This is a genomic window from Pseudomonas extremorientalis, assembly GCF_001870465.1.
Lineage (GTDB): Bacteria > Pseudomonadota > Gammaproteobacteria > Pseudomonadales > Pseudomonadaceae > Aquipseudomonas > Aquipseudomonas extremorientalis.
In genome coordinates this window covers 145,900-170,660 of record NZ_MDGK01000011.1, presented here as the reverse complement: position 1 = coordinate 170,660, position 24,761 = coordinate 145,900, and the positions used below count along the sequence as shown (strand labels likewise).

Sequence of the window (24,761 nt, the reverse complement as noted above, 5' to 3'; positions counted from 1 at the left end):
GGGGGCATCCTTTTCAAACCATCCAAAGCATGCCCTCAGATATGCCCCCAATGTAGCATCCACTGGAGGTGGATGGATCTCCATGGTCTATGAAAAGGCAGAAATAATCAGATAAACAGCCCGCCAGACAGCCCCTATAGACTCTCAGGGGCGCCAAAAAACATTTTGACTGGGCTCTAGCGCGGTGATTCAAGGTTGGCCGAGTTGAAATTTGCCCCCAATTTCGCCCCCTGACGCTCCTGAGGAGTACGAGACCAATCTTTTTTGCGTATAAGTACCGCGCGGGATTTTGTTGGGTATGAGCAGAACTCATACCCCCATGACTTTTAATGGTTACAGCCCCTCCGGCCCCCGGTGTTAAAAAATCGCAAACACAGCTCATCAATAACAAAAAGAGCGTTTGCAATCATGACTAAGCCCCACTGCCGCGTCCCCGCCACCCTCGTGTTGCGCTCTTCGTATCCCGATGTTTGCCACGTGATTTTTACGAACCGCGTGCGCTTCTGATCACCCCAAAAAATCCAAAAAGAGTAAAGACTCATGAAAGAACTCGACCTGTACATCGGTGAAGGTTTCGAAGGTCCTGGCGTGAATGCCGCACACATCAACATCCTGATCGGCCCGCGCAACGGGCCGGCGGGGCAGGCGTTTGCCAACAGTTTGGCGTCGCCGAGCCAGGGGCATTGCCCTTTTATGGTGATCGCCCAACCGAACATTCCGGTCAAGCCGATGACCCTTTACGTCAACAAATCCGCGATCAGCAGCGATTTGCACGGCAACGCCACCTGGGGCGCGTCCCAGGCCGGGATTGCCAAGGGTGTGCTGGAAGCGCTGCTGGACGGCACGTTGCCACCGGAAGCCGAGGACGAGTGGGCCATTGTCACCGCCAACTGGGTCAACCCGGCCTGCGATGACCTGGATGCGGTGTACCTGAACAACTACAACGCCTGCCGCACCGCGATCCGCGCCGCCCTGACCGGCAAACCGGAAACCGCGCAACTGACGGATGTGGTCGCTCACATCAGCAACCCTTTCTACACCCCGAAAGCCTGAGGTCTGCGCCATGCAATACATCCGTTTGGGCAACTCCGGCCTGCAAGTCTCTCGCCTGTGCCTGGGCACCATGAACATGGGCACCCCTGACTGGAAACCGTGGATCTTCGATGAAAAGCAAAGCGAGCCGATCGTCGCCCATGCCCTCGACAACGGGGTGAACTTCATTGACCTGGCGGATTTCTATTCCGCTGGTGTCGGTGAGGAAGTGGTCGGGCGCATCGTCAAGCGTCTGGCTCGCCGCGAAGACCTGGTGATCACCACCAAGGTCGGCTACGGCACCCGCAACGGCATCAATGCCAGCGGTCATTCGCGCAAGCACATCATGGACAGCATCGACGCCTCGCTGAAGCGCTTGAACATGGATTACGTCGATGTGTTCATGCTGCATTACTTCGACCTGAATACCCCGGTTGAGGAAACCATGAGTGCGATGAACGATATTGTGCGCTCCGGCAAGGCTCGCTACATCGGTGTGTCCACCATGCTCACCGGGCAGTTGGCGAAAATCCTCATGGCTTGCGAACGCAACGGCTGGGTCAAGCCGATCAACATGCAGCTGCAACTGAACTGCGCCTACCGCGAAGAAGAGCGCGAGATGATTCCGTTCTGTCGTGATCAGGGTCTTGGCGTTTCGGTGTTCAGCCCGCTGGCTCGCGGCTTGCTGACCGGCGATGTGCAATCGACCCGCAACCAGACCGACTTCTTCACTCAGCAGATGTACAGCGACGAGGCATCGTTCGAGATCGCTCATTCGGTGCAGCGCGTGGCCCGCGCCCGTGGGGTCTCGAACGCGCAGATCGCTCAAGCCTGGGTTGCCAATCATCCGGGCGTCGATTGCATGCTGGTCGGCGCCGACACCACCGCGCAGTTCGACAGTGCCTTGGCAGCCTTGGAAACCAGGCTCGACGCCGAAGAACTGCATGAGTTGGAACGCAACTACACCCCGTGCGACGTGATCAACGATTACACCGCCGGCAAACGCATTCTGCGCTCGGCTCGCCCGGGTCTGGAACGCTTTACTCTGACTGAGGCTGTGGCATGAGCTCGCTGATCCGTAACGGTAATTTCATCGACGGCCAATGGTCGAGCGGGGGGGCGACCTATCCGGTGTTGAACCCGGCCAATGGCGAAGTGATCGCCGACGTGCAAAAGGCCGGCGCCGAGGAAACCAACCTCGCCATTGCTGCCGCCAACCGCGCCTTGCCGGCCTGGCGAAAATTGACCGCCAAAGATCGCAGCCAGCGCCTCAAGCGCTGGAGCGAGCTGATGCTGAGTAACCAGAAAGATCTCGCCACCTTGCTCAGTCGCGAACAGGGCAAACCGCTCGCCGAAGCCATGGGCGAAGTGGTCTACGCCGCAAGCTTTCTGGAATGGTTCGCCGAAGAGGCCAAGCGCGCTTACGGTGATGTGATCCCGAGCCACAAGGCGGATGCGCGAATCATCGTGGTCAAGGAAGCCATCGGTGTGGTTGCGGCGATCACCCCTTGGAACTTCCCGCTGGCAATGGTCACGCGCAAGGTCGGTCCGGCGCTGGCGGCGGGTTGCACAATGATTCTCAAGCCGTCGGAGGAGACGCCGCTGTCAGCCTTCGCCCTGGCAGTGCTGGCCGAGCAGGCGGGGATTCCGTCCGGGGTGTTCAACGTGGTTTCCGGTGACGCCGTGGCGATTGGTGGAGCACTCCAAGCTTCCGGCATCGTGCGCAAACTTTCGTTCACTGGCTCTACCCGCACCGGCAAACTACTGATGCGCCAAGCGGCGGATACGCTGAAAAAAGTCTCGCTGGAACTGGGCGGCAACGCGCCGTTCATTGTGTTTGACGATGCTGATCTGGACGCCGCAGTGAAAGGCGCGATGGCCTCGAAATTCCGCAACACCGGGCAGACCTGCGTCTGCGTGAACCGTTTCTTCATCCAAGACGGCGTTTACGAAGCGTTCACCGGCAAACTCGCCGAAGCGGTCGCTGCGATGCGCGTCGGCAGTGCGCTGGACGGTGAAACCGAGCAAGGTCCGCTGATCAACGCAGCGGCGTTGGCCAAGGTTGAGTTGCACGTGAGTGACGCCTTGGAGAAGGGCGCCACGCTGTTGTGCGGCGGTCGTCGGCATGCGCTTGGCGGCACGTTCTACCAGCCGACCATTCTCACCGATGCCACCAGCGACATGCTGATCGCCCAGGACGAAACCTTCGGCCCCGTAGCCGCGTGCTTCCGCTTCAAGGACGAAGCCGACGTATTGCAACGGGCAAATGACACGCCCTACGGATTGTCGGCGTACTTCTACAGCCGCGACATCGGTCGCGTATGGCGCATGGCCGAAGGCCTGGAAGCCGGCATGGTCGGGATCAACGAAGGCATCATCTCCACGGAAGTCGCGCCGTTTGGCGGCATCAAGGAATCGGGCCTGGGGCGCGAAGGCTCCAAGTACGGTCTGGAAGACTACCTGGAAATCAAATACCTGTTGATGGGCGGCCTCTAGCCCCCCACCGGCATCTCTGTGGGAGCGAACAAGCCCGCTCCCACAGGTTCAAGAGCTATCGGTTTCATTTCTCCTTCAATAACAACAACTGGAGACGAACATGTCCGCTCAATCGATAAAGATCGATGACCTGCCCATCGGGCGCTTCCATATTAAAATTGCCGGTCTCACTTTCGGCGCACATTTCACCGACGGCTATATCCTGGGCCTGATCGGTATTGCTTTTACATTGCTCAGCCCGCAGATGCAGCTCGATGCCTTCTGGCAAGGCCTGATCGGCGCTTCGGCACTGATTGGCCTGTTTGTTGGCAGCCTGTTCTTCGGCTGGATCTCCGACAAGCTCGGGCGGCAGAAAATCTTCCTGGTCAGTTTTGTCCTGATCACCGTTGCTTCGGTGATACAGTTCTACGCTGAAACTGCGATGCAGCTATTCCTCTGCCGGGTGCTGATCGGTATCGGCCTGGGCGGCGACTTCAGCGTCGGCCACGCGATGCTCGCGGAGTTTTCGCCGAAAAAACACCGGGGTGTGTTGCTCGGTTCATTCAGCGTTATCTGGACTTTCGGCTACGTCGCCGCGACCTTCGTCGGCACCGCGATGCTCAGCCTCGGTGATGACGCCTGGCGCTGGATGCTGGCTTCATCGGCAATCCCGGCGGCGCTCATCCTGATCGCGCGAATCGGCACACCGGAGTCACCGCGCTGGCTGGTCAATCAGGGGCGGATCGCCGAAGCACGGGCGATTGTCAAAAAACACCTGGGCAATAATGTCGAACTCGATGAAACCCGCTCCAGCGAAACCCGTTCGGGCTACGCGGTGCTGTTCAGCCGCGAATACCGCAAGCGCACCGCGTTCAACTGCCTGTTCTTCGTCTGCATCGTGATGCCTTACTTTGCGATCTACACCTTTCTGCCGTCGATTCTGCAGAAGCTGGGCCTGGCGGAGGGCTTTGGCACCGAGCTGATGCTGAACATGCTGCTGATCCTCGGCGCATTAATGGGCATCTGGTGCACGGTGAAGTTCTCGCGCCGAGGCTTCCTGATCAATTCGTTCATCATCCTTGCGGTAGCCTTGTTCCTGCTGGCAGCGTTACCGGGCAGCGCGGCCTTCCTGATGGTGCTGGTGTTTGGCGTGTTCACGTTGGTGTTATCAGCCGTAAGCAACCTGGTGGGCGTGTTCCCGGCCGAGAGCTTCCCGACCGAAGTGCGGGCCAGCGGGATTGGCCTGGCAACGGCAGTGAGTCGCTTGGGCTCGGCGGTCAGCACCTTCCTGTTGCCGGTGAGCGTGGCGGGTATCGGCTTGAGCCCAACCATGGGCATCCTGGCGTCGATTCTCGCACTGGGTGCGATCATTTCCTGGGCCTGGGCACCGGAAACCAAATCCCTGACACTGAGCCAGGCGTGCAAGGCGCAGAGTCCGATGGAGAGCGCGGCGCCTGTGGCCACAAAAGTCGCAGCCTCAATCTAAAACCCACCACACACCCAATGTGGGAGCGGGCTTGCTCGCGAATGCGGTGTGTCAGACAGCATAAATGCCAACTGATACACCGCATTCGCGAGCAAGCCCGCTCCCACATTTGAACGTCGGTGTTTCAGGGATTGCTGACCAATCCCAACCAATCCGTAAACAACTGCACTTTCGACAGCCCCTGTTTGTCGTTCGCCACATCCAGCCAATACCCATATGGCCCGATCACTTCCACGGCAGTGATCGGCACCAGGCTGCCATTCGCCAGTTCCTTTTCAATCATCTGTCGGTCAATCACCGCCAGCCCACCACCGGCCAGCGCCGTGTGGATCACCTGGTCCAGCGTGCTGAACTCCAGCCCTTGCGCGGCACCGACATCCTCGCGGCCCATCGCCGCCAACCAGTTCTCCCAGACCTTCAAGCGTTTGCCGTCATGCAGGATGTGCAATAGCGCAAACTCCCGCAGATCCGGCGGCTGGCCATTGACGAACAACTCGGGGCTGGCGACTGCCATGTGCCGTTCCATCACCAGCAACTGACTGCTGCAATGGTTGGCCGCTTCGAGGCCGAAGCGGATGTGGCAGTCGATTTCCGCGAGGCTGTCATTGCCGGTCTGGTGGGTCACGCTGAGACTGATGTCTGGGTAGCGTTGGCAGAACGCGCGCAAATGCACCGACAACCAGCGCGTCGCCCAGGTGGGTGGCGCGACGATGCGCAGGCGTTGGCGCAGATTTGGCACACGCACCGCTTGCAGGGCGCGTTCGACGTGGTCGAAGGCATTGCTCAATTGGGGGGAGAGGGCAAGGCCGGTTTCGGTCAGCGACAGGCCTTGGGGCGTGCGGATAAACAGCGCCACGCCGAGATAATCTTCAAGCTGCTTGATCTGACGGCTGACCGCGCCTTGGGTGACGTTCAGACCCAAAGCCGCCTGGCTGAAACTGCGATGCCGCGCGACTTCTTCAAAGACGCGCAGCATGTTGAGCGAGGGCAGTTGACGCATGAAGGGTGACTCCGGCCGGCCTTCGACGCATTAATGCGTGGGCAGATTTATTGTTTTTGGTGGACATGTTGTAGTGCGTATCTGACTCCTCAGTGATGGGCTGATGCAAGTGCTGTTTATGCTATTCGCGAGCAGGTTCACTCCCACACGTTATGCGCTAAACCTGTGGAAGCGGACCTGCTGGCGAAATCGTCCTCAAGGGCAACAAAAAACCCGGATCAGAAGTAGTACCCAATGTTCGTGTACAGCTGGTTTTCCCACTGGTTACTGCCGCCAGCCCCCAAGCTCTGGGTGTAACTGCTGCCACCAATGTACGGGTCATTTTTTCCGTACAACCATTCCGTCGCGATCCACAGTTTGCTGAAGGAAAACGAGGTCCCGAGGATCAGCCGTTGTGACGTCTTGAACGCGTCGGCGGATTTATCGAAGGCGCTGTAGTTGGCGTACAGCTTCACACCGCTTATCTGGTCGAACAGGTATTTGCCGGCGACGTCATAGCTAAGGTCGGCGACGTACAAATTGCCTCGACTGGCGACGTTGTAGGTGCCGTCGTACCCGCCGAGTGTGACCACTTCATCGCTGCCACGGTTGCGCGGCGACATCTGTTGCCGCGCCGCTTGCAGTTGCACGCCCCATGGGCCGTTCTTGCCGAGGTAATGCACGGCCACCGCGTTGCGGCGGCCATCGTTATCGGTGTCCTTGTTTTCCAGGGTCGAGGTCAGGCCGGAGATGCCAATTTCGGATTTCCACGCGCCGAGGTCCAGGGCTTTGGCCACGCGCAGCACCACGGTATTGCGTTCCTGGTTGTCGCTCCCGTCGCCCACGTAGCTGTCGGCCCCGGACACCACGCTGGAATACGTCACCCCTTTGCTGGTGCCTTTACCTTGCCACGCCGGGCGCAGGTAGTAGCCGGCCTGGAGGTTCCAGTCGCCACTTTGCTGGATGTACTTGGCGCCGACTTGTTGCACATCTTCCAGGCCGATGACGTTGCCCAGTGTTTCGTAAAAGGTGCTGCCGAAGTACGGTTGCAAACCGAACGGCACGGTATTCAGGCCCACCTGCACTTGCTGGTCGGGGTTGAACTTGTAGCCGACCCAGGCGAACTTGGCGAATTGGATATCGCCGTAGTTCTTGGTGTACTGGTAAGGATAGGAGCGCCCGTAGAAGCGGTACTGGGCCTCGCCGATCCAGGTGTCGGAGTTGTACTTGGCGCTGAGAAACACCGTGTCCAGGCCGAACTTCTGTATGTCCCGGTCCGGGTCATAGTCCCAGCGCGCCCGGATGGCGCCGCCGAGGTCAAGGTTGTCGGTGACCTGCACCGCCATGGCCGGGGCTGCGAAGGCGCCGAGCAGCGGAATGAGGGCGATGGAACGGACCGCAATCTGGGTAGTTGTGCGCACAGTGATACTCCTGGTTTTTTAGTTATCGTTGGCAACAGCAGCCCATGAAGCAGCGAACGCTGCTACCTGGGAAAAGGGTTGTTAACTCAGTTGGCTTACGGTCGGATCAGCCTCAGCGCGGGTTCGGCAACAGGCCCCGCTGGAATCGCCGAAGCGCCGGGGGCTGCCGCCAGCAGGGTCTGGGTGTAGGCGTTTTGCGGTCGCAACAACACCTGTTCGGCCGTGCCGTATTCCACCACTTCGCCCTGGCGCATCACCGCGATGTAGTCACTGATCTGCGCTGCCACGCGCAGGTCGTGGGTGATGAACAAGATGCTCAGGTTGAGGCGCTGTTGCAGCTCGGCGAGCAGCTCCAGCACCTGTTTTTGCACTGAGACATCCAGCGCCGAGACACTTTCATCCGCGATCAGCACTTCCGGGCGCATTGCCAAGGCCCGGGCAATGCCGATGCGTTGGCGCTGGCCGCCGGAGAACTGCCGGGGCTTGCGCTTGAGGGCGTCACGCTTGAGCCCGACCTGTTCCAGCAGATCACCGGCCTCGGTCCACGCATCCTTGGCCGACAAGCCGCGCAATTGCGCCGCGCGGGCGATGATGTCGCCGACCCGATGGCGTGGATTGAGCGAACCGTACGGGTCTTGGAAAATCATCTGAATCCGCCGCCGATTGGCCGCCAGCGCAGAACCGCGCAACGCGAGGAAGTCCGTATCACCGACCCAGACGTGGCCGCTGTCGCTTTCCACCAGCCGAATCGCCGCTTTCACCAAGGTACTTTTGCCCGAGCCAGACTCGCCAACAATCGCCAGCGTCTTGCCCCGTGGCAGTTGCAGCGAGACATCCTTGAGCGCCGGGATCAACCTGCCGCCGACGTTGTAGGTTTTGGTCAGATGCTCGATGCGCAACGCCAGCTCACCGTCGGCGCACGGTGCGTGCAGCTCTGGGTGCAGGGCCGGAACAGCGGCAATCAACTTGCGCGTGTACGGGTGTCTTGGCGCATTCAGGACTTGATCGCGCTCACCGATTTCCACCAGCACACCGCCCTCCATCACGGCGATGCGGTCAGCGATTTCCGCCACTACGCCGAAGTCGTGGGTGATGAACAGGATGCCGTGTTGACCACGACCGCGCAGGTCGCGAACCAGTTTCAGCACTTGGGCCTGTGTGGTCACATCCAGCGCCGTCGTCGGCTCGTCGGCAATCAGCAAATCCGGGTTCATCGCCAGCGCCATGGCAATCACTACCCGTTGGCATTGGCCGCCCGAGAGTTGATGCGGGAAGCTGTTGGCAATCCGTGGCGGATCGGGCAATTGGGTCGAATCCAGGAGCGCGAGGATGCGTTCGCGGCGCTCTGTGGCGGGCATTTGCGGCGCGTGAATGTCGAAGATTTCCTCGACCTGCTGACCAATGCGAATCGCCGGATTCAGCGCTGCCATCGGCTCCTGGAAAATCATCGCAATGCGGTTGCCGCGCAACTGGCGCAGAGAGGGTTCGTCCATGCGACAGATGTCATTGCCGAGGAAATCAATCACCCCTTCGCTGTGGCGCAGGCCCTTGGCGTAGTCGCCCATGATCGCCGCCGAGAGCACCGATTTGCCGGAGCCGGACTCGCCGATCACGCAGAGAATTTCGCCCTTGCGTACATCCAGGCTGATGCCCTTGACCGCGTGGCTACGATCGGCGCCAGCGGGCAGTTCGATGGAGAGGTTTTCCACTCTCAATACTTGTTGATGACTCATGCTCAGCTCCTTGCGCCCTTTTGGGCGTGTTCGTCCAGACCATCCGCCAACAGGCTCAGGCCCAGCATCAGGGTGGAGATGGCAATGCACGGGAAGATCACCAGGTGTGGGAAGGCGATGGCCATGCTGCGGCCTTCGTTGATCATGCCGCCCCAGTCAGGGGTCGGCGGTGGCAGACCGAGGCCGAGGAAGCCAAGGGCGCCGATCATGATCGCGGTGTAGCCGATGCGCAGGCAGAAATCGACGATCAACGGGCCACCGCAATTTGGCAGGATTTCCACCAGCATGATCCGCAGTGACCCTTCGCCCTGGGTGATGGCGCTGAGCACGTAGTCCCGGGAGCGGATGTCGATGGTCAGCGCGCGCATGATCCGGAAGATCGCCGGGGCACTGGTGAAGGTCACCGCAATCAGAATGTTCAGCGCCGAAGCGCCGAGGGCGATGATGATCACGATGTACAACACCAGCACCGGGAACGACAATACGGTGTCGGCGACATAGGACAGCAGCGCATCGACCCAGCCATTGAAGTAACCGGCACACAGGCCCATGGCGATGCCGACGGCGAATGCGGTCAGCGTCGCCAAGATCGACCAGAACAGTACGGTGCGGGTGCCCCAGATCAGGCGCGAGAGAATGTCCCGGCCGATCATGTCGGTGCCCAGCAGGAAGCGCAGGCCGTCGCCATCCGGAGTCATCGGCGTCAGCAGCGGGGTGAAACTCTCCAGCGGGTCATGAGGCGCCAGCCACGGCGCGAACAGCGCCATCAGCACCCAGCCGCCGACCAGCAACAAACCGAGCAACGCCAGGGGATGTTTGAACGCGTTGAGGACGTTCATTGCCCACCTCCGCCAAGACTGCGCAAGGTAATGCGCGGGTTGAGCCAGGTGTAGGCCAGGTCCGAGAAGATTTTAGTCGCGCCGACGACGATGCCGCTGATCATCGCGCAGGCTTCGATCAGGTAGACGTCATGGTTCAACGACGCGGTGTAGAGCAGTGAGCCAAAACCTTTGTAGGCGAAGAACACCTCGACCACGATCACGTTCGACAGCAGCCACGGTATGTACAACATGATCACGGTGATTGGCGCGATCAGCACGTTACGCAGCGCATGGCGCAACACTATGCGTGAGGTCGACGCGCCTTTGAGGCGGGCAGTGCGGATGTACGGCGCCTGCATCACTTCGACCATCGAGGCACGCGTGATCCGCGCCAGATAACCGATGCCGAACAGACACAGCACCATCAGCGGCAACGCCAGTTCCACCGCATTGAAACCGTCGCTCATGCTGCTCACACCTGGCAGCCAGTTGAGCCAGAACACGAAAATCGCTGAGACGAATACCGCGCTGGCGAAGTCCGGAATCGAGGTGGTGACAATCGACAGAAACGACACCAGTCGATCCACCGCCGAGCCCTGGCGAATCCCCGCGAGAATACCCAGGGTCAACGCCACCGGCACCATCACCGCCAACGCCAGACCCGCAAGGGTCAAGGTTTGCGCGAGGTTCGGCAACAGCAGGTCAATCACCGGCTCACGAAAGTGCACCGAAGTGCCCCAGTCGCCGCTGAGGAAATCCTTCAGCCACACCAGGTAGCGCCAAACGAAAGGTTGGTTGTAACCGTGCTCCACCAGCCATGCGGCGCGTTGGTCCGCAGCGGAGTAGGGACCGAGGACGTTGATTGCGACGTCCTCAATGTTCAGTTCCAGGGCCAGGAATACGATCACCGACACCGACAGCAGCGTTGCCGCCAGCGCCAATAACTTGCGCAATAGAAATTCAGCCATGCTTGCACGCTCCGGCTAATCAAGGGATGGCGGCCGCCGCAACTGAGTGGGCGGGCTCGTTCGGGGCGCTTGAATCAGGCGCTCAACCAGACTTGATCCATTGGGTAGAAGTCCGACGGGTGAACCTGAAAACCCTGGACCTTCTTGCTCGCGGCGGTGAACTTGTCGCCCCAGAACGGCTGGACCATGACGCAGGCGTCTTGCAGGATCTGCTCGACGCTTTGCATGGCCACGGCCCTTTGCTTGGGGTCGATAATGCCCATGGCGTTATCCAGCGCGGCGTCGAACGCCGGGTCGCTGTAGTGGCTTTCATTCCAGGCCGCGCCGCTGCGGTAGGCCAGTTCCAGCGACATCACACCCAGCGGGCGGTGTGCCCAGTAGGTGAGGCTGAACGCGGCCTTGTCCCAGATCGGCCAGTATTGCGTGGCGGGGATCACTTTGAGGTTGATGCGGATGCCGGCCTCGGCGCAGTTCTGCTGGAGGATCTGCGCGCAGTCCTGTTCGTAGCGGCCCTGGGTGTTGCCGACGATCAGGTCGATGTCGATGCCGTTCGGGTGGCCGGCTTCCGCGAGCAGTTTCTTCGCACCCGCCACGTCCCGCGCACGTTTGGGCAGCGGGAAGTATTCCGGGTGGGACGGCGCGATATGATGGTCTTCGCCCAGGGTGCCCATGCCGCGATAGGCGATTTTCAGCATCTGCGCGTTGTCGGCGCAGAGCACCACGGCTTTGCGAATGCGCAGGTCGTCAAACGGTTTCTGGTCGCAGGCCATGCGCATGACGACGGTTTGTGCCGATTTACAGGTCAGCAGTTGCGCGCCGGGCAAGCGTTTGGCCAGGTCGAGTTCGGCCACGGTGACCCGGTACAACACGTCCACTTGCCCGGCCTGCAACGCCGCGAGGTGGGTGGAGATGTCGGTGCCCATGTCGACGTAGCGCAGTTCGTCGAGGTTGGCCGGTGTGCGCCAGTAATCGGCACGCTTGGCGAAGGTCGCCTGCTTGTTGACCGCGAACGACACCAGTTTGAACGGCCCGGTGCCAAGCGGGTTTTTCGCCCAGTCGTCACCGGCCTTGAAGCTGCGGTGCACGATGGCGCAAGTGAAGGCATTGAGCATTTCCGGGATCGCCAGCATCGGCCGTTTGAGCACCAGGCGGAACTGGAAGTCACTGACTTTCTCGAAGGCTGTGATGTCCTGGAACGCGGTGCGGTTGACCGACTTGGAGTCGGCGGCAATCCAGCGCTCGATGTTGTGCTGCACGTCCTCGACGTTGAAGGTGTCGCCGTTGCTCCACTTCACGTCCTGGCGCAGGTTGAAGGTCCAGGTTTTCAGGTCGTCGGACGGGCTCCAGCTCTCGGCCAGGTACGGGTGGGTGATGTTGTCGGCATCGACCCAAGTCAGGAATTCTAGGCTGTTGCGCAGCAGGTTCGAGGCTTCGATCCAAGTAATCAGCATCGGGTCCTGGATTTCCTGGATGGCGCAGGCAAACCGGAGGCTGCCACCCTGGCGCGGCGTTACCGCGTCAGCGGCGTGGGCCGAATTGCCGAGCAGCGCGGAACCGAGGAAGCTGCTGGCGCTGGCGGCGGTGATGCCCAGCAGCGCGGCGGTGCGCAGGAATTGGCGACGATTGATCGCGCCACTTTTGACTTGGGTGCACAGGTCGTTTACCGCTGGATGCGGCAAGGCGCCGTCCAGTGTCATTAAGTCTTTCATATGCCTCTCCGATAACGTGCAAAAGTGCGTTTTTCGACTGGCCGCAAATGGGGCGAGCGGCAGACGCGGTCGGTTCCATGAACCGAGGCTGTCAGTGGCCGGCGGCGCGAAGGCGCAGGCGTGACAGGCGTGAAGCCGGCAGTAGAACAAGGCGCAACGAGATCAAAAGGGCGGAGGCTGGGTATGACATAGGGCTGCTCTCATGTTGTTTTTATTAGAGATGCCCGCAGTTTTGTCATCTGGGCAACGATCGACAAACGATAAATTCAACGCTGAAACGTTCGATAAATGCATGTTACTGACCGTAAGAGAGGCTGCCGCTTGAGCTAGACAGGCCGGACGGGGGGAAGCGCGGGTACGAAACACTGCGCGATGGCCGCAAACGCCCCTTGTTCCGGGTGGGAACAAGGGGAAAAACGGACGGTGTCGAAGGAGGTTACGGCGCCGTCCGGGGCAACTCATCGCGGCATCAGGCGCGGATCGAACGGGTAGTCCGACAGCAATTCGATGCCGTTTTCGTGGATATAGATCTGCTCTTCGAGCTTGACCCCTTCGCCGCCCGCATCGTGGCCAATGTAGCTTTCCACGCAGATGGTCATGCCGGCTTCGAATACGCCGTCGTAGCCCAGCGCGTCGATGTCTTCGCGGTGCACCACGTACGGGTATTCACCCGTCATGCCAACCCCGTGGGCCAGGGCGAAATAACGGTTGGCCTTGTAGTTGTCCGGGATGCGCCAGGCCAGCTCGGCGTACTCCTTGAAACTGCGACCGGCCTTGAGCATTTCCATGTTGGTCTGCACTTGTTCGTAAGCCAGTTTGTACAGCTCCTGTTGCTTGGCGGTGGCGGCTTGCTCGCCACAGAGGAACGTTCGCGAAAAGTCGGCGTAGTAGCCGAAACGCCCGACCACGTCCGTGTCCAGCGCTACCAGGTCACCGGCCTCGATGGGCCGGGTGCTGCATTCCTGGAACCACGGATTGGTGCGCGGCCCGGAGGACAGCAGGCGGGTTTCGACGTAGTCGCCGTCGGTGGCGATCACGTGCTGGTGCAGGTGCGACCACAGTTCGTTTTCGCTGATGCCCGGCACCAGTTTGCTTTCCATCAAGCGCACGCCGGCCTCGGTGGCGCGCAGGCTGGCGCGGATCATCTTCAGCTCGTTCGGCACCTTGATGCAGCGCGCGCGCTCCAGTGGTTCCTGGGCGTCGAAGATCTGGTAGCCGAGGTTTTGCAGTTCAAACGCTGCGGCCGAGGTCGCGCTTTCGATGGCGATCCGTTTGTTGCTACCACAGTGCTTGCGCACCAGTTCATCGATTTCAGCGGCCCATTCGGCGGTGACGTTGGTAAGGAAGCTGTCGCAGAAGTAATAGGAGATGGCTTTGGCCGGGCGCACTTCGTCGACGGTGTTGAGCTGTTCTGCCAGGTGCAGACAGCCGCCGAATTCGAAGACCACCACCGGGCCTTCTGCCGGGATGAAGGCGTACCGTGCCGGGTTGCGCGCCGAGTACACCTGCATGTTGCGCGAGCCGGTGGCGTAGCGCATATGGGTCGGGTCGAACAGCACGCACGCGGCGTAGTCGCGTTTTTTCAGTTCGTTGCGCACCCGTTGCAAACGGTCGAGCTGGATCTGCTGGATCTCGTCGTACGTCGGTTCGCAGTCGGCGGGGTTGCGGTTAGGGCCTGACAGACTCATGGGGGTGTTCCTCGCAGGGCAATACGGTTGGTTTTTTCTAGGAATTCTTGGGTGGATCAGTCGAGCAACTGGTCGCTGCGCACCAGGTTGCGTTCGGCTTGCAGATGGGCTTCGGACAGGCGTCCGTAAAGCTGCTTGGTGCGCTGGGCGCGGCCGATGATTCCGGGTTTTTCGGAGTAGGCGAAGATCGCCGTATTACGTTCAGTAGCGCCTTCGACGCGGGTTACCCGGTGCACTGAAAAGCGACCCTTGAAAATCTGCAAATCACCTGGGTTGAGCTCCAGTTCCTGTACTCGGCTGCGGTCGTCACCGCGCACCACGCTGCCGACGGCGCCTAGGTTTTCCTGGGTGCGTGTGCGGATCATCGGCGCGTACTCGAACAGGCCGCCAGCCTCAGGCTTCTGGGTCATCATGCTGACGATGAATTCGTTGGTATCGAAGTGCCAGGGCTGCTCGGTGCCTTCGGGCATCACGTTGATCACCAGCCCGGCGAACGGGTCGGCGTATTCGAAAATCTCCGGCTCGTTGAGGCAGGCACCGATAAATCGCTTCATCATCGGCGAGACGTAAAGGCGATGAATGATCGCGTCCGGGGCAATCATGTCTCGGGTGACAAAACCGCTGGTGCGCTCCATGAATGTGCGGCGTGGATCATCCTGGGGCAGGGCGGGGTCGTCTTCGGTGAAGTAGGCGTTGACCTTGCGCACCGAATAAAAGGTCTTGCCCGACAGCGCCTGACCCTCGGTACGCGCCTGTTCCAGCGCCTCGGGCCGCAGGAAGTTCTTCAGCAGGCAGCAACCGTCCTCGGCCAGTTCGGCACGAGCGTGTTCGATCAGCGCCTGCAACCGGACATGGCCCGAATCATGTATGGGGTACAACTCGGTATTTATAATGTCGCTGATATCGCCCACTTCGGCGTCGGCAAGTTGAAGGCTCATGCAAGTCTCCTGGAACTATCAATTAACAGTGTTTGGCGTTGAATCGATAGTTGCTCAAAGAGGTGCGAAGTGGAAATTATAAGTTGTGATCGAATCCATCGGCAGGGGCGATAGTTATGTCAAGCGAACTGGATGGGACGTTACTTAAAGTGTTTGTTGCGATTATCGAGTGCCACGGATTTTCTGCGGCCGCCGAGCGTCTGCACAAAACCCAATCGACCATTAGCCAGAGTTTGCAGCGCCTGGAAGAGATCGTCGGCACGCCGTTGGTCCAGCGCACCAGTCGCTCGGTGAGCCTGACACCGGGTGGCGAGACGTTTCTGATCTATGCGCGGCAGATCCTCAAGCTGCATGCCGATGCGATCAACGCCGTGCAACTGCCCGATGAGCAGGTGTGCGTTCACGTCGGCATGCCCGAGGACTACGCCCAGTTTTGCCTGGCCGAGGTGTTGCGCGACTTTCAGGCGCAGTTTCCCCAGGTGCGGCCGGACATATGTTGCGAGATGTCGACGGCGCTGGTCAGTCGCTTGCAACGCGGTGAACTGGACCTAGTGCTCGGTGTGCAACACGCCAATCTGCAGCTGGGTGAATATCTGTGCGACGAGCCGCTGGTGTGGGTGGCGGCTGAGGGGTGGTGCGCCGGAGCGGACGTCTCGGTGCCTCTTGCAGTGTATGCCGAGGGCTGCGCCTTTCGAGCCAATGCCGTGCGGGCGCTGGCCGAGGCCGGGCGGGCATGGCATGTGGTTTACACCAGCCAGAGCCCGCGTGGGATAGGGATTGCCATCGAACAGGGCCAGTCGGTCGGTGTCACGGCGCGGCGCCTGGTGCCGCCGGGTTGGAAGGTGCTGGACGCGGCTCAGGGCTTTCCGCCGATTGAGCCGGCGCGGTTGATGTTCTGGCGCTCTACTCAGTGCGAGGCGTTGGCGGTGGAGGCCTTGGTGGACATTCTGTCGCGTCGCCTGGGCCGCTCAGAGTGGCTGGCCGAGCGCCGGCTCACAGCGTTGACGGCGGGCCATCAGCCTCAGCAATAACAGGCTGGCGGTGACCCAGCAGACGATCCAGCCGTGCACCAGGCCAAACTGCCCGGTGGCCTGCAGCAGCCAGCCGCACAGCCAGTTCGCGCTGGCGCTGCCCAAGCCATAACCGACCATGCTCAGACTCACCACTTGCAGGCTTTGCACCGGGCTCAAGCGTGCGCTGAGGTAGGCGGCCATCAAGCCCCAGACAGGGAAATAGAACAGCGCGAACAGCCCGGCCGCCAGCCAGGTCAGATTCAAGCTTGGTTGCCAGAGCAGGGCGAGCATCGCCAGGCCGAAGGCGCTGATACTCAACGCCATCACCCTTAATGCCCCCCAGCGATCGGCGAGTGAACCCAACAACAAACCGCCGACTGCCCCGCCAATCCCGATCAGTGTCCATAACGAGCCGGTGATCTGTGCGTTGGCGCCCAGCCGCTCACTGGCAAACGCCGAGAGAAAATTCAGGAAGGGGCCGCTGATCCCGCCAATAAAGGCGCTCAGCAGCAGTATGTGCAGCGCCACCGGGTATTCCAGGCACAGCTTCAACCATTGCCTGAGTATCCGGCGCAGCGACGGCGCGCTGCTTTTGTTGATGCGCTGGCCTGTCGCCAACGGCGCCAGGACCCAAAAGGTCAGTAGGGTGACCATCAGCGTCAGCCCGGCGCAAATCAGCCAGAAGTGTCGCAGCGAGATGCCCTGCAACAGGGCGATCAGCATACCGTTAAGGCAGATCGCAAACGCCGCCCCCGACGATGCCAGCCCCAGCACACGGCTGCGGTGGGAGGCGGGGATCACTTCGCTGGCCAGTGCTGCGATGGCATTCCAGTTCGCCACCGCGCAGGCCGAGACCAGTGCCAGGCATACTGCGTACGGCAGCACCCACGGGGTGGCGACCGCCAGGGCCAGCAGCGCTGGGCTCAGGGCCATCGTCAGCCGTACCATATTACGCGGGCTGATCCACGCCGCGGCGATGCCACTGACAATCGAAGCGCCCATGTAGAACAGTTGCAGTAGCGCGGCGATGAACGCGGCCTGGCTGTAGCTCAGATCGAACACCTGGCGAATCTGGGGTAATAAGGCCGAATAAAGGAAAATACTGAAGCCGTGGGTGGTGGCGTTACACGCCGTAAAGATAAGCGCCAATAAAACAGTACTTCTTGTGGGTGAGTGTGTGTTGATTGGCATGTGGTTGGCTCGGTCAGTTTAATTGCTATGGAATGGGGCGTAGGTGAAAGAGCTGCCCTATGTAAGTGCGTTAACTTAGACGGGTATTTAATTGAATAAGAATAGCGCCTATATAAATAAAACAGCCAGTGCTTAATAGTCGTGAGTGTGCTGCGAAATACTCATGCTATTTATACGTCAGCGACAGTGGCAGGGCTGAAACCGACATAATTGAATATTGCCAATTACCTGTGGCGAGGGAGCAAGGGAATCGGCCTGCACAACACAAAAATGCATGTTACTCGGGAAATTTCCTGCAAGCCGTGGGATGCTTGTGGCTCGTCAGCCCCAGCGCGAGTCCTGTCCATGAAACGCAAAATGCCCGCGCTCAATGCGCTCAAAGCCTTTGAAGTGGCCGGTAGTACCGGCAGTTTTACCCGGGCGGCGGAGCTGCTCAACGTCACGCAAAGTGCCGTCAGCCGTCAGGTGCGGCAGCTCGAAGAACAGCTTGGCGAGAATCTGCTGGAACGCCGGCATCACCACCTTGAGCTGACCAGCGCCGGCCGGGTTTTGCTGCGGGCGCTGCATCAATCCTTCGACAAAATCGAGCTGACGGTGCGTAGCATCCAGCAGAAGTCCCACGCCAATCGCCTGCACATCAACGCGCCGCCGACCTTCACCAGCCGCTGGCTGATGCCCCGCCTGGGGCGGCTGCGCGAGAAACACCCCGAATTGGAGCTGAGCATCACCACGCGTTTGCAGGACAGCCTGGCGGAAACCAGCACCCTGGACTGCGCGATCCGCTTTGGCGATGGTGAATGGGATGGGCTGGACAGCTCGCTGCTGCTTCAGGAACGGCACATTGCGGTGTGTGCGCCGTCGTTGTATGCGCGGGAAGCGAGCGAGGGTGAAATCGACCTTAATCGCCTGACCTTGCTGCATGTGTTGGCCAGGGAAGACCAGCGTTATCTGACCTGGAAGCACTGGCTCGACGCGGCGAAAATCAGCGGCGTGGATACCCAGAGCGGGTATGAATTCGACCTGCTGGACCTGGCGATTCGTGCGGCCACCGACGGCTTGGGTATCACCATTGCCGACTGGCACATGGTTGCCCCGGAGCTGGCCAGCGGGCAGTTGACCCAGGTACTGAACGTGCATGTGGAAGGGCATCAATCCTACTGGTTGGTGACTCGGCCGGAGCAGACTGTGATGCCGCAATTGCAGGTGTTCGCCCAGTGGTTGCAGGACGAAATCTGGTTGGCGCAAAGGCAGCTCGAACCCTCCACCGCCGCCAGTTGACCCCCTCAACCTTCACGGGAAATTTGACTCCTTCTCGGGTAACCTGCATTTTTTGAATGTTACCCCGCTCAATAAATCGTTTGTTCTACCCCCTCAGGATGCCAAAACTGCGGGAACTGGATAAAAACAACGATGGGCGATTCACATGCGACTTGAGCGAAACTTTGTAAACGGTCACTTCATTGAGCCTGCCAGCGATGCGCTGATTGCGGTCTACAACCCTGCCACCGAAGCGTTGGTTGGTCAGGTCTCTGCCGCCACCAGCGCTGAAGCAACCGCCGCCGTCGAGGCTGCCGCCGCCGCCCAGAAGCGCTGGGGCAAGCTCACCAGCATCGAACGCGCCGAGCACTTGCGCTCATTCGCCGACGCCTTGGAGGCCTGCGCCGAGAGCATCGGTGCCGCCTTGGCCGCCGAGTCCGGCAAAAGTGTCAGCGACGCCAGCAACGAAGCCCGTTACGCCGCGCAAATCACCCGTTACCACGCCGAATGGGCGCGGCGGATCGAAGGCGAGATTATTCCCAGCGATACCCCGAACGAAAACCTCTTCCTGCACCGCGAGCCGATTGGTGTGGTCGCGTGCCTGATTCCGTTCAACTACCCGGTCTACACCTTGCTGCGCAAAATCGCCCCGGCTCTTATTGCCGGTAACACCGTGGTGGTGCGCCCGAGTAACAACACCCCGACCTCGGCGTTTGAAATCGCCAAGGCTGTGCAGCAATCCGGTTTACCGGCCGGCGTGGTCAACATACTGACCATGGACCATGCCACCGCCGCAACGGTCTGCACCCACACAGCCGTCGGCTTGATCACTCTGACCGGCAGCGTCAACGCCGGGCGCATCGTGCTCGATTATTGCAAGGCCAACATCGCCAAGCCGTCCCTGGAACTGGGCGGCAAAACACCGGCAATCATTGAAGCCGACGCTGACCTTGAAGCCGCCGCCAGCGCCATCGTCGCGTCCAAGACCACTCACTGCGGTCAGGTGTGCACGGCGGTGGAGCGGGTTTACGTGCAGGAAAGTGTCTACGAGCAATTTCTCGCGTTGCTCAAAGCCAAAATCAGCGCCGTTAAGTTTGGCGACCGTGCTACCGACGCCAGCCTGATGGGCCCGTTGGTCAACGCAAGCTCGCAGCAAAACATCCACGCCATGGTCGAGTGCGCCGTCTCCGACGGTGCGGTACTGGAAACAGGCGGTTTCATTCCTGAGGGCAACGGCCATTTCTACCCGCCGACGCTGTTGAGCAACTGTCGCCAGGACATGGAAATCATCCAGGAAGAAATCTTCGGCCCGGTGCTGCCAGTGCTCAAGTACCGCGACATCGACGAAGCGCTGGCCATGGCCAATGATCACCAGTTCGGCCTGTCGTCGGTGCTGTACACCGAGAGCTATCGCACCACCCTGAAAGTCGCCAATACCATCGAGGCCGGTGAGTTGTACGTCAACCGGACCCCGGCCGACCCTTACCAAGGCTTCCACGCCGGGTGGAAGCGTTCGGGCCTGGGCGGTGATGACGGCAAGCACGGCATGCTCGAATTCACCCAGACCCGACTTGTGGTGATGAAGTACTGATCCACCCGCAATACGCCTCATGCCACACCTATAAAAACAATTATTGGGGCGCCCGGAGCACCGGGCTGCCCGAGGTCTCATAGATGTCCAAGCCTGCAACCACTGTTGCCGCTGTTCAGGGTTCGAACGCGGGTGCAAAAAGCCGCAGTGACAAGGGAAGTCGCTATATCCAGTTGATGCTGTTGGTGCTGGCCGCCGGGGCGATCTACCCGATCCTGTACCTGCGTCAGGTCTACCAGACCACCATGCTCGAGGTGTTCCAGATCAACCACAGCGAGCTGGGTTATCTGTACTCGATGCTTGGGACGATTTTCCTGCTCAGCTATTTGCCGAGCGGTTGGTTGGCCGACCGGATCGCGCCGCGGTTTTTGATTTTCTTTTCGCTGGTGGCCACCGGAGCCTTGGGGCTTTGGTACTCCACGGCACACTCGATGACCGGTTTGATGATCATCTTCGGTTGCTGGGGCCTGACCACCGGCCTGACGTTCTGGGCCTCGGTGCTCAAGCGGGTGAAGATGATTGCTCATCACACTGAACAGGGCCGGTTCTTCGGCATCCTCGACGGCGGTCGCGGCCTGGTCGAGGCGTTGCTCGCAACGGTCGCCCTGGGGCTGTTCGCATTCGCCACTGAAACCCGTGGCGAGTCCGCCGCTGAAGGTTTCAAGCACGTGGTCTACCTCTACGCCTTCACCTGTATCGCCATCGGCTGTGTGCTGGTGCTGATCAAGGACCCGAAGTCGATGGAGGACACCGCGCCAGTGGAAAAGGGTAAATACAACCTGCTCAGCGACCTGACCACACTGGTGAAAATCCCTGAGCTGTGGCTGGTGACGGCCATCGTGTTCTGCGGTTACCACATCTTCTGGGCGACCTACAGCTTCTCCGATTATTTGCAGGGCGGCGGCATGACCGCCGTCATGGCCGGCACTATCACCACCATTAAGCTGTGGATGCGCCCGATTGGCGGTATCGGTGGCGGCTGGCTCGGTGACAAGTTCTCGAACATTTCGGTGTTGATCGTGGCGCTGTTCCTCGCGACGTTGGCGATGGTCGGCCTGATCGTGTTCCCGGCGTTCAACAGCATTGGCCTGTTGATCGGTACGGTGATTTTCATCGGCCTGATGACTTACGCGATTCGTGGTTTGTACTGGGCGATCCTGGACACCTGCAACATTCCGCTGCGCATTACCGGCCTGGCCATCGGCATTGTCTCGGTGGTCGGTTACCTGCCGGACGCCTTCATTCCATTGATCAACGGCTACCTCACCGAACACTTCCCCGGCGCCCTTGGTTACAAGCTGTATTTCGGCTACATCGCCTCCGTCGGCCTGATCGGGACCCTCGCGGCCCTAACCTTGCGCGCGCGTATCAATCGTCAATCTTCGAATAAAACAGGTGCCTGAGATGAAAATCGTCGCCCTTGAAACCCATATCGTTGCCGTACCGCCACCGCACATCGGCGGCATGTATTGGCTGTTCGTCAAGCTCAAGACCGATTGCGGCATTGAAGGTGTCGGCGAAATCTACGCTGCGACCTTCGGCCCCAGAGCCATGCTGCCGATCATCGAAGACGTGTTTGAACGCTACCTGCTCAACCACGACCCGCATCACATCGAGCGCTTTTTCCGTCAGGCCTATTCGAGCGGTTTTACCCAGCGTCCCGACCTGACCATGATGGGGGTGGTCAGCGGCCTGGAGATGGCTTGCTGGGACATCATCGGCAAAGCGGCGAATAAGCCGGTCTACGAATTGCTTGGCGGCAAGGTCAATGAGCGTCTGCGTTCCTACACCTACCTGTACCCGGTCAATAGCCAGGGTGAGTACGACTACGACGACCCGGACCTGGCTGCCGAATGCGCCATAGAGAACATGAATAAAGGCTTCACCGCGGTGAAGTTCGACCCGGCCGGGCCCTACACCGCGTACTCCGGGCACCAGATTTCGCTGGAAGTGCTGGAGCGCTGCGAAACCTTCTGCCGCAAGATCCGCGAAGCGGTGGGCGACAAGTGCGACCTGCTGTTCGGCACACACGGGCAAATGGTCCCGTCCTCGGCGATTCGCCTGGCCAAGCGCCTGGAGAAGTACGACCCGTTGTGGTTTGAAGAGCCGGTGCCGCCGGGGCAGGAGGAGGCGATGGCGCAAGTCGCGGCCAAGACCACCATTCCGATTGCTACGGGCGAGCGGCTGACCACCAAGTACGAATTCTTCAAGCTGTTGCAGGCCGGCGGTGCGTCGATTCTACAAATGAACGTCGCCCGCTGCGGCGGGCTACTGGAGGCCAAAAAGATCGCGAGCATGGCTGAGGCCTATTACGCGCAGATCGCACCGCACCTTTATAACGGGCCGATTGGCGCGGCGGCGAGTTTCCAGTTGGCAACCTGTACCCCGAATTTCCTCATCCAGGAAAGCATCATGACCTGGGGCGGTTTCCACGCCGAAGTCCTCACCAAGCCGCTGCAATGGGAGGACGGCTACATCATCCCGTCCACCGAGCCGGGCCTTGGGGTGGAGTTGAACATGGAGGTGGTGCGCAGGCATTCGCCCTACACCGGTGAGCGTTTGCACCTGCAAATGGCGCCGACTCCGGCAGACGTCAAAGACACATCGCCGGCCAGAGGCTGACGGGATTTCCCGCGCCTCACGTGTGGGAACGGGTGTTTTTTTTGGATAACGACTTACGCGGTAACCGTGCATGACATACGACTACATCATCGCTGGCGCAGGCGCGGCCGGCTGCATCCTCGCCAACCGGCTATCGGCCTGCGGCAAATACACGGTGCTGCTGCTGGAAGCGGGCGGCAAGGACAGTTCGCTGTGGTTCAAGATCCCGGTCGGCTTCGCCAAGATGTATTACAACCCGACCTTCAACTGGATGTACTACAGCCAGCCGCAAAAGCAGCTCAACAACCGTGAAATTTATGCCCCGCGCGGTAAGGTCCAGGGCGGTTCCGGCTCGATCAATGCGATGGTCTACGTCCGTGGCCAGGCTCATGACTTCGACGACTGGGCTGCCAACGGCAACGATGGCTGGGGTTTTAAGGACGTGTTGCCGTATTTTCGCAAACTGGAAAATCACCCGTCGGGCGAAAGCGAATATCACGGCGGCAGCGGCCCGATCAGCATCACTCCGATGAAGGGAGAGACTCATCCAATCTGCGATGTGTTTCTCAAGGGTTGCGATGAACTCGGTTACCCGCAGAGTGACGACTTCAACGGGCCGAAATTCGAAGGCTCGGGTATCTACGATGTCAACACCAAGGACGGCCAGCGCAGTTCCAGTAGTTTTGCGCATCTGCATCCCGCACTCAGCCGCCCGAATCTGACGGTCGAGCATTACGCACTGGTGGATCGGGTATTGTTCGAGAACGAGCGGGCCAGCGGTATTTCCGTGACCCAACACGGCGTGGTCCGCACCTTCCAGGCGCGCAGGGAGGTGATCCTCTGCGCCGGTGCCGTTGACACACCGAAGATTCTGCAACTATCCGGTGTCGCCGATCAGGCGTTGCTGGCCAGGCACCAGATCCCGCTCGTCAAACACCTGCCGGCGGTGGGGCAGAACCTTCAGGATCACTTGTGCGTCAGCTACTACTACAAGGCCAACATTCCGACGCTTAATGACCAGCTCAACTCGCTGTTCGGGCAGTTCAAGCTCGGCCTTAAATACCTGCTGACCCGCAAGGGTGCCTTGGCGATGAGCGTCAACCAGGCCGGTGGTTTTTTCCGTGGCAACGAGTCGCAGGCCAACCCGAACCTGCAACTGTACTTCAATCCGCTGTCGTACCAGATCCCGAAAAACAACAAGGCCAGCCTCAAGCCCGAGCCGTATTCCGGCTTCCTGCTATGTTTCAACCCGTGCCGGCCGACGAGTCGTGGGCATATCGAGATCCAGTCGAACAACCCCCGAGACGCTGCGCTGATCGATCCCAATTACCTGAGCACGCAAAAGGACATCGACGAAGTGATCCAGGGCAGTCGGCTGATGCGCAAAATCATGCAGGCGCCGGCCTTGAAAAGCATCACGGTTGCTGAAGTCCTCCCGGGGCCGGTGGTCGAAAGCGATGAACAGATGCTGCAGTACTTTCGCGAAAACAGCGGTTCGATCTACCACCTGTGCGGCTCGTGCGCGATGGGGGCGGACGTACAGAAGTCAGTGGTCGATAAACGGCTTAAAGTCCATGGTCTCGAGGGCCTACGCATTGTCGATGCGTCGATTTTTCCCAATGTGACGAGCGGCAATACCCACGCCGCAGTCCTGATGGTGGCGGAGAAGGGCGCCGACCTGATTTTGCAGGACGCCTGATTCGTTGCCGTAGTGATTGAAAGCCTGCCGACCTAAAGATTGTCAGGGGCGCCAAAAAACATTGGCTAGCTTTCAGTGTACGCCCTGAAGTCAGTATTTAATGTTCTTGTGACAGTCCGCATCCTGCCTCGGCGTTGCGTTGCAGTATTTTTATGCTGC

At 60.0% G+C, this 24,761-nt stretch carries 19 protein-coding genes; 10 read left to right on the top strand and 9 right to left on the bottom strand.

Annotation, left to right across the window (positions count from 1 at the left end; all coding sequences use genetic code 11):
- The first annotated feature begins 540 nt into the window (after positions 1–540).
- The 4 genes from fae (at position 541) to BFN10_RS02975 (ending at position 4,993) form a co-directional block, all read left to right on the top strand.
- The gene (gene fae, locus BFN10_RS02990; protein ID WP_071488397.1) at positions 541–1,053 is read left to right on the top strand and encodes a formaldehyde-activating enzyme; all 513 of its coding nucleotides are present in this window, start codon (positions 541–543) and stop codon (positions 1,051–1,053) included.
- A 10-nt stretch (positions 1,054–1,063) separates the two neighbouring features.
- Positions 1,064–2,098, top strand: coding sequence for an aldo/keto reductase (locus BFN10_RS02985; RefSeq protein ID WP_034135577.1), 1,035 nt, complete (start codon positions 1,064–1,066; stop codon positions 2,096–2,098).
- Positions 2,095–3,528, top strand: coding sequence for an NAD-dependent succinate-semialdehyde dehydrogenase (locus tag BFN10_RS02980; RefSeq protein WP_071488396.1), 1,434 nt, complete (start codon positions 2,095–2,097; stop codon positions 3,526–3,528). The genes BFN10_RS02985 and BFN10_RS02980 overlap by 4 nt, the downstream gene beginning before the upstream one ends.
- A 100-nt stretch (positions 3,529–3,628) precedes the next feature.
- Complete coding sequence (locus BFN10_RS02975; protein ID WP_071488395.1) at positions 3,629–4,993, top strand: MFS transporter; 1,365 nt, start codon at positions 3,629–3,631, stop codon at positions 4,991–4,993.
- A 124-nt stretch (positions 4,994–5,117) separates the two neighbouring features.
- Here BFN10_RS02975 and BFN10_RS02970 read toward each other — a convergent pair whose 3' ends face one another.
- From BFN10_RS02970 to BFN10_RS02935, 8 genes are all read right to left on the bottom strand, one after another.
- Positions 5,118–5,993, bottom strand: coding sequence for a LysR substrate-binding domain-containing protein (locus BFN10_RS02970; protein ID WP_071488394.1), 876 nt, complete (start codon positions 5,991–5,993; stop codon positions 5,118–5,120).
- A gap of 218 nt (positions 5,994–6,211) precedes the next feature.
- Positions 6,212–7,318: a hypothetical protein gene (locus BFN10_RS02965; protein WP_231999531.1), complete on the bottom strand. Its 1,107-nt coding sequence runs from the start codon at positions 7,316–7,318 to the stop codon at positions 6,212–6,214.
- 170 nt (positions 7,319–7,488) lie between these two features.
- On the bottom strand, positions 7,489–9,126 hold the full coding sequence (locus BFN10_RS02960; RefSeq protein WP_071488392.1) for a dipeptide ABC transporter ATP-binding protein: 1,638 nt from the start codon (positions 9,124–9,126) through the stop codon (positions 7,489–7,491).
- A 2-nt stretch (positions 9,127–9,128) separates the two neighbouring features.
- Positions 9,129–9,965 carry an ABC transporter permease gene (locus BFN10_RS02955; protein ID WP_071488391.1) on the bottom strand — a complete coding sequence of 279 codons (837 nt, stop codon included), beginning with the start codon at positions 9,963–9,965 and terminating at the stop codon, positions 9,129–9,131.
- Positions 9,962–10,915: an ABC transporter permease gene (locus BFN10_RS02950; protein ID WP_071488390.1), complete on the bottom strand. Its 954-nt coding sequence runs from the start codon at positions 10,913–10,915 to the stop codon at positions 9,962–9,964. Before BFN10_RS02950 ends, BFN10_RS02955 begins: the two co-directional genes overlap by 4 nt.
- A gap of 74 nt (positions 10,916–10,989) precedes the next feature.
- A complete protein-coding gene (locus tag BFN10_RS02945; protein ID WP_071488389.1) occupies positions 10,990–12,624 on the bottom strand; it encodes an ABC transporter substrate-binding protein in 1,635 nt (544 codons plus the stop codon).
- Between the two features lie 458 nt (positions 12,625–13,082).
- Entirely contained in the window at positions 13,083–14,312 is a 1,230-nt protein-coding gene (locus BFN10_RS02940; RefSeq protein ID WP_071488388.1) for a M24 family metallopeptidase, read from the bottom strand.
- 56 nt (positions 14,313–14,368) lie between these two features.
- Positions 14,369–15,250, bottom strand: a complete 882-nt coding sequence (locus BFN10_RS02935; protein ID WP_017845688.1) for a HalD/BesD family halogenase — start codon at positions 15,248–15,250, stop codon at positions 14,369–14,371.
- A 116-nt stretch (positions 15,251–15,366) separates the two neighbouring features.
- On the opposite strand from BFN10_RS02935, the gene BFN10_RS02930 reads away from it, so the two are divergent.
- Entirely contained in the window at positions 15,367–16,281 is a 915-nt protein-coding gene (locus BFN10_RS02930) for a LysR family transcriptional regulator (protein ID WP_071488387.1), read from the top strand.
- On the opposite strand, the gene BFN10_RS02925 is transcribed toward BFN10_RS02930, so the two are convergent.
- Positions 16,219–17,454: an MFS transporter gene (locus BFN10_RS02925; RefSeq protein ID WP_071488386.1), complete on the bottom strand. Its 1,236-nt coding sequence runs from the start codon at positions 17,452–17,454 to the stop codon at positions 16,219–16,221. The two genes, BFN10_RS02930 and BFN10_RS02925, sit on opposite strands and share 63 nt — an antisense overlap.
- A 345-nt stretch (positions 17,455–17,799) precedes the next feature.
- On the opposite strand from BFN10_RS02925, the gene BFN10_RS02920 reads away from it, so the two are divergent.
- The 5 genes from BFN10_RS02920 to BFN10_RS02900 all read left to right on the top strand — a co-directional run bounded on the left by BFN10_RS02920 (position 17,800) and on the right by BFN10_RS02900 (position 24,602).
- The gene (locus tag BFN10_RS02920) at positions 17,800–18,732 is read left to right on the top strand and encodes a LysR substrate-binding domain-containing protein (protein WP_071488385.1); all 933 of its coding nucleotides are present in this window, start codon (positions 17,800–17,802) and stop codon (positions 18,730–18,732) included.
- Positions 18,733–18,877: 145 nt separating this feature from the next.
- Positions 18,878–20,302, top strand: a complete 1,425-nt coding sequence (gene aldA, locus BFN10_RS02915; RefSeq protein ID WP_071488384.1) for an aldehyde dehydrogenase — start codon at positions 18,878–18,880, stop codon at positions 20,300–20,302.
- Between the two features lie 83 nt (positions 20,303–20,385).
- Positions 20,386–21,705, top strand: coding sequence for an MFS transporter (locus tag BFN10_RS02910; protein ID WP_071488383.1), 1,320 nt, complete (start codon positions 20,386–20,388; stop codon positions 21,703–21,705).
- Between the two features lies 1 nt (position 21,706).
- On the top strand, positions 21,707–22,924 hold the full coding sequence (locus tag BFN10_RS02905; protein WP_071488382.1) for a mandelate racemase/muconate lactonizing enzyme family protein: 1,218 nt from the start codon (positions 21,707–21,709) through the stop codon (positions 22,922–22,924).
- Positions 22,925–22,994: 70 nt separating this feature from the next.
- Positions 22,995–24,602 carry a GMC family oxidoreductase gene (locus BFN10_RS02900; protein ID WP_071488381.1) on the top strand — a complete coding sequence of 536 codons (1,608 nt, stop codon included), beginning with the start codon at positions 22,995–22,997 and terminating at the stop codon, positions 24,600–24,602.
- Positions 24,603–24,761: the final 159 nt, after the last annotated feature.

Coding starts and splice junctions, on each gene's coding strand:
- BFN10_RS02900 (WP_071488381.1), top strand. CDS start 22,995: ATGACATACGACTACATCATCGCTGGCGCAGGCGCGGCCGGCTGCATC.
- BFN10_RS02960 (WP_071488392.1), bottom strand. CDS start 9,126: ATGAGTCATCAACAAGTATTGAGAGTGGAAAACCTCTCCATCGAACTG.
- BFN10_RS02950 (WP_071488390.1), bottom strand. CDS start 10,915: ATGGCTGAATTTCTATTGCGCAAGTTATTGGCGCTGGCGGCAACGCTG.
- BFN10_RS02980 (WP_071488396.1), top strand. CDS start 2,095: ATGAGCTCGCTGATCCGTAACGGTAATTTCATCGACGGCCAATGGTCG.
- BFN10_RS02920 (WP_071488385.1), top strand. CDS start 17,800: ATGAAACGCAAAATGCCCGCGCTCAATGCGCTCAAAGCCTTTGAAGTG.
- BFN10_RS02975 (WP_071488395.1), top strand. CDS start 3,629: ATGTCCGCTCAATCGATAAAGATCGATGACCTGCCCATCGGGCGCTTC.
- BFN10_RS02930 (WP_071488387.1), top strand. CDS start 15,367: ATGTCAAGCGAACTGGATGGGACGTTACTTAAAGTGTTTGTTGCGATT.
- BFN10_RS02945 (WP_071488389.1), bottom strand. CDS start 12,624: ATGAAAGACTTAATGACACTGGACGGCGCCTTGCCGCATCCAGCGGTA.
- BFN10_RS02935 (WP_017845688.1), bottom strand. CDS start 15,250: ATGAGCCTTCAACTTGCCGACGCCGAAGTGGGCGATATCAGCGACATT.
- BFN10_RS02910 (WP_071488383.1), top strand. CDS start 20,386: ATGTCCAAGCCTGCAACCACTGTTGCCGCTGTTCAGGGTTCGAACGCG.
- aldA (WP_071488384.1), top strand. CDS start 18,878: ATGCGACTTGAGCGAAACTTTGTAAACGGTCACTTCATTGAGCCTGCC.
- BFN10_RS02940 (WP_071488388.1), bottom strand. CDS start 14,312: ATGAGTCTGTCAGGCCCTAACCGCAACCCCGCCGACTGCGAACCGACG.
- BFN10_RS02965 (WP_231999531.1), bottom strand. CDS start 7,318: ATGGCGGTGCAGGTCACCGACAACCTTGACCTCGGCGGCGCCATCCGG.
- fae (WP_071488397.1), top strand. CDS start 541: ATGAAAGAACTCGACCTGTACATCGGTGAAGGTTTCGAAGGTCCTGGC.
- BFN10_RS02955 (WP_071488391.1), bottom strand. CDS start 9,965: ATGAACGTCCTCAACGCGTTCAAACATCCCCTGGCGTTGCTCGGTTTG.
- BFN10_RS02905 (WP_071488382.1), top strand. CDS start 21,707: ATGAAAATCGTCGCCCTTGAAACCCATATCGTTGCCGTACCGCCACCG.
- BFN10_RS02985 (WP_034135577.1), top strand. CDS start 1,064: ATGCAATACATCCGTTTGGGCAACTCCGGCCTGCAAGTCTCTCGCCTG.
- BFN10_RS02925 (WP_071488386.1), bottom strand. CDS start 17,454: ATGCCAATCAACACACACTCACCCACAAGAAGTACTGTTTTATTGGCG.
- BFN10_RS02970 (WP_071488394.1), bottom strand. CDS start 5,993: ATGCGTCAACTGCCCTCGCTCAACATGCTGCGCGTCTTTGAAGAAGTC.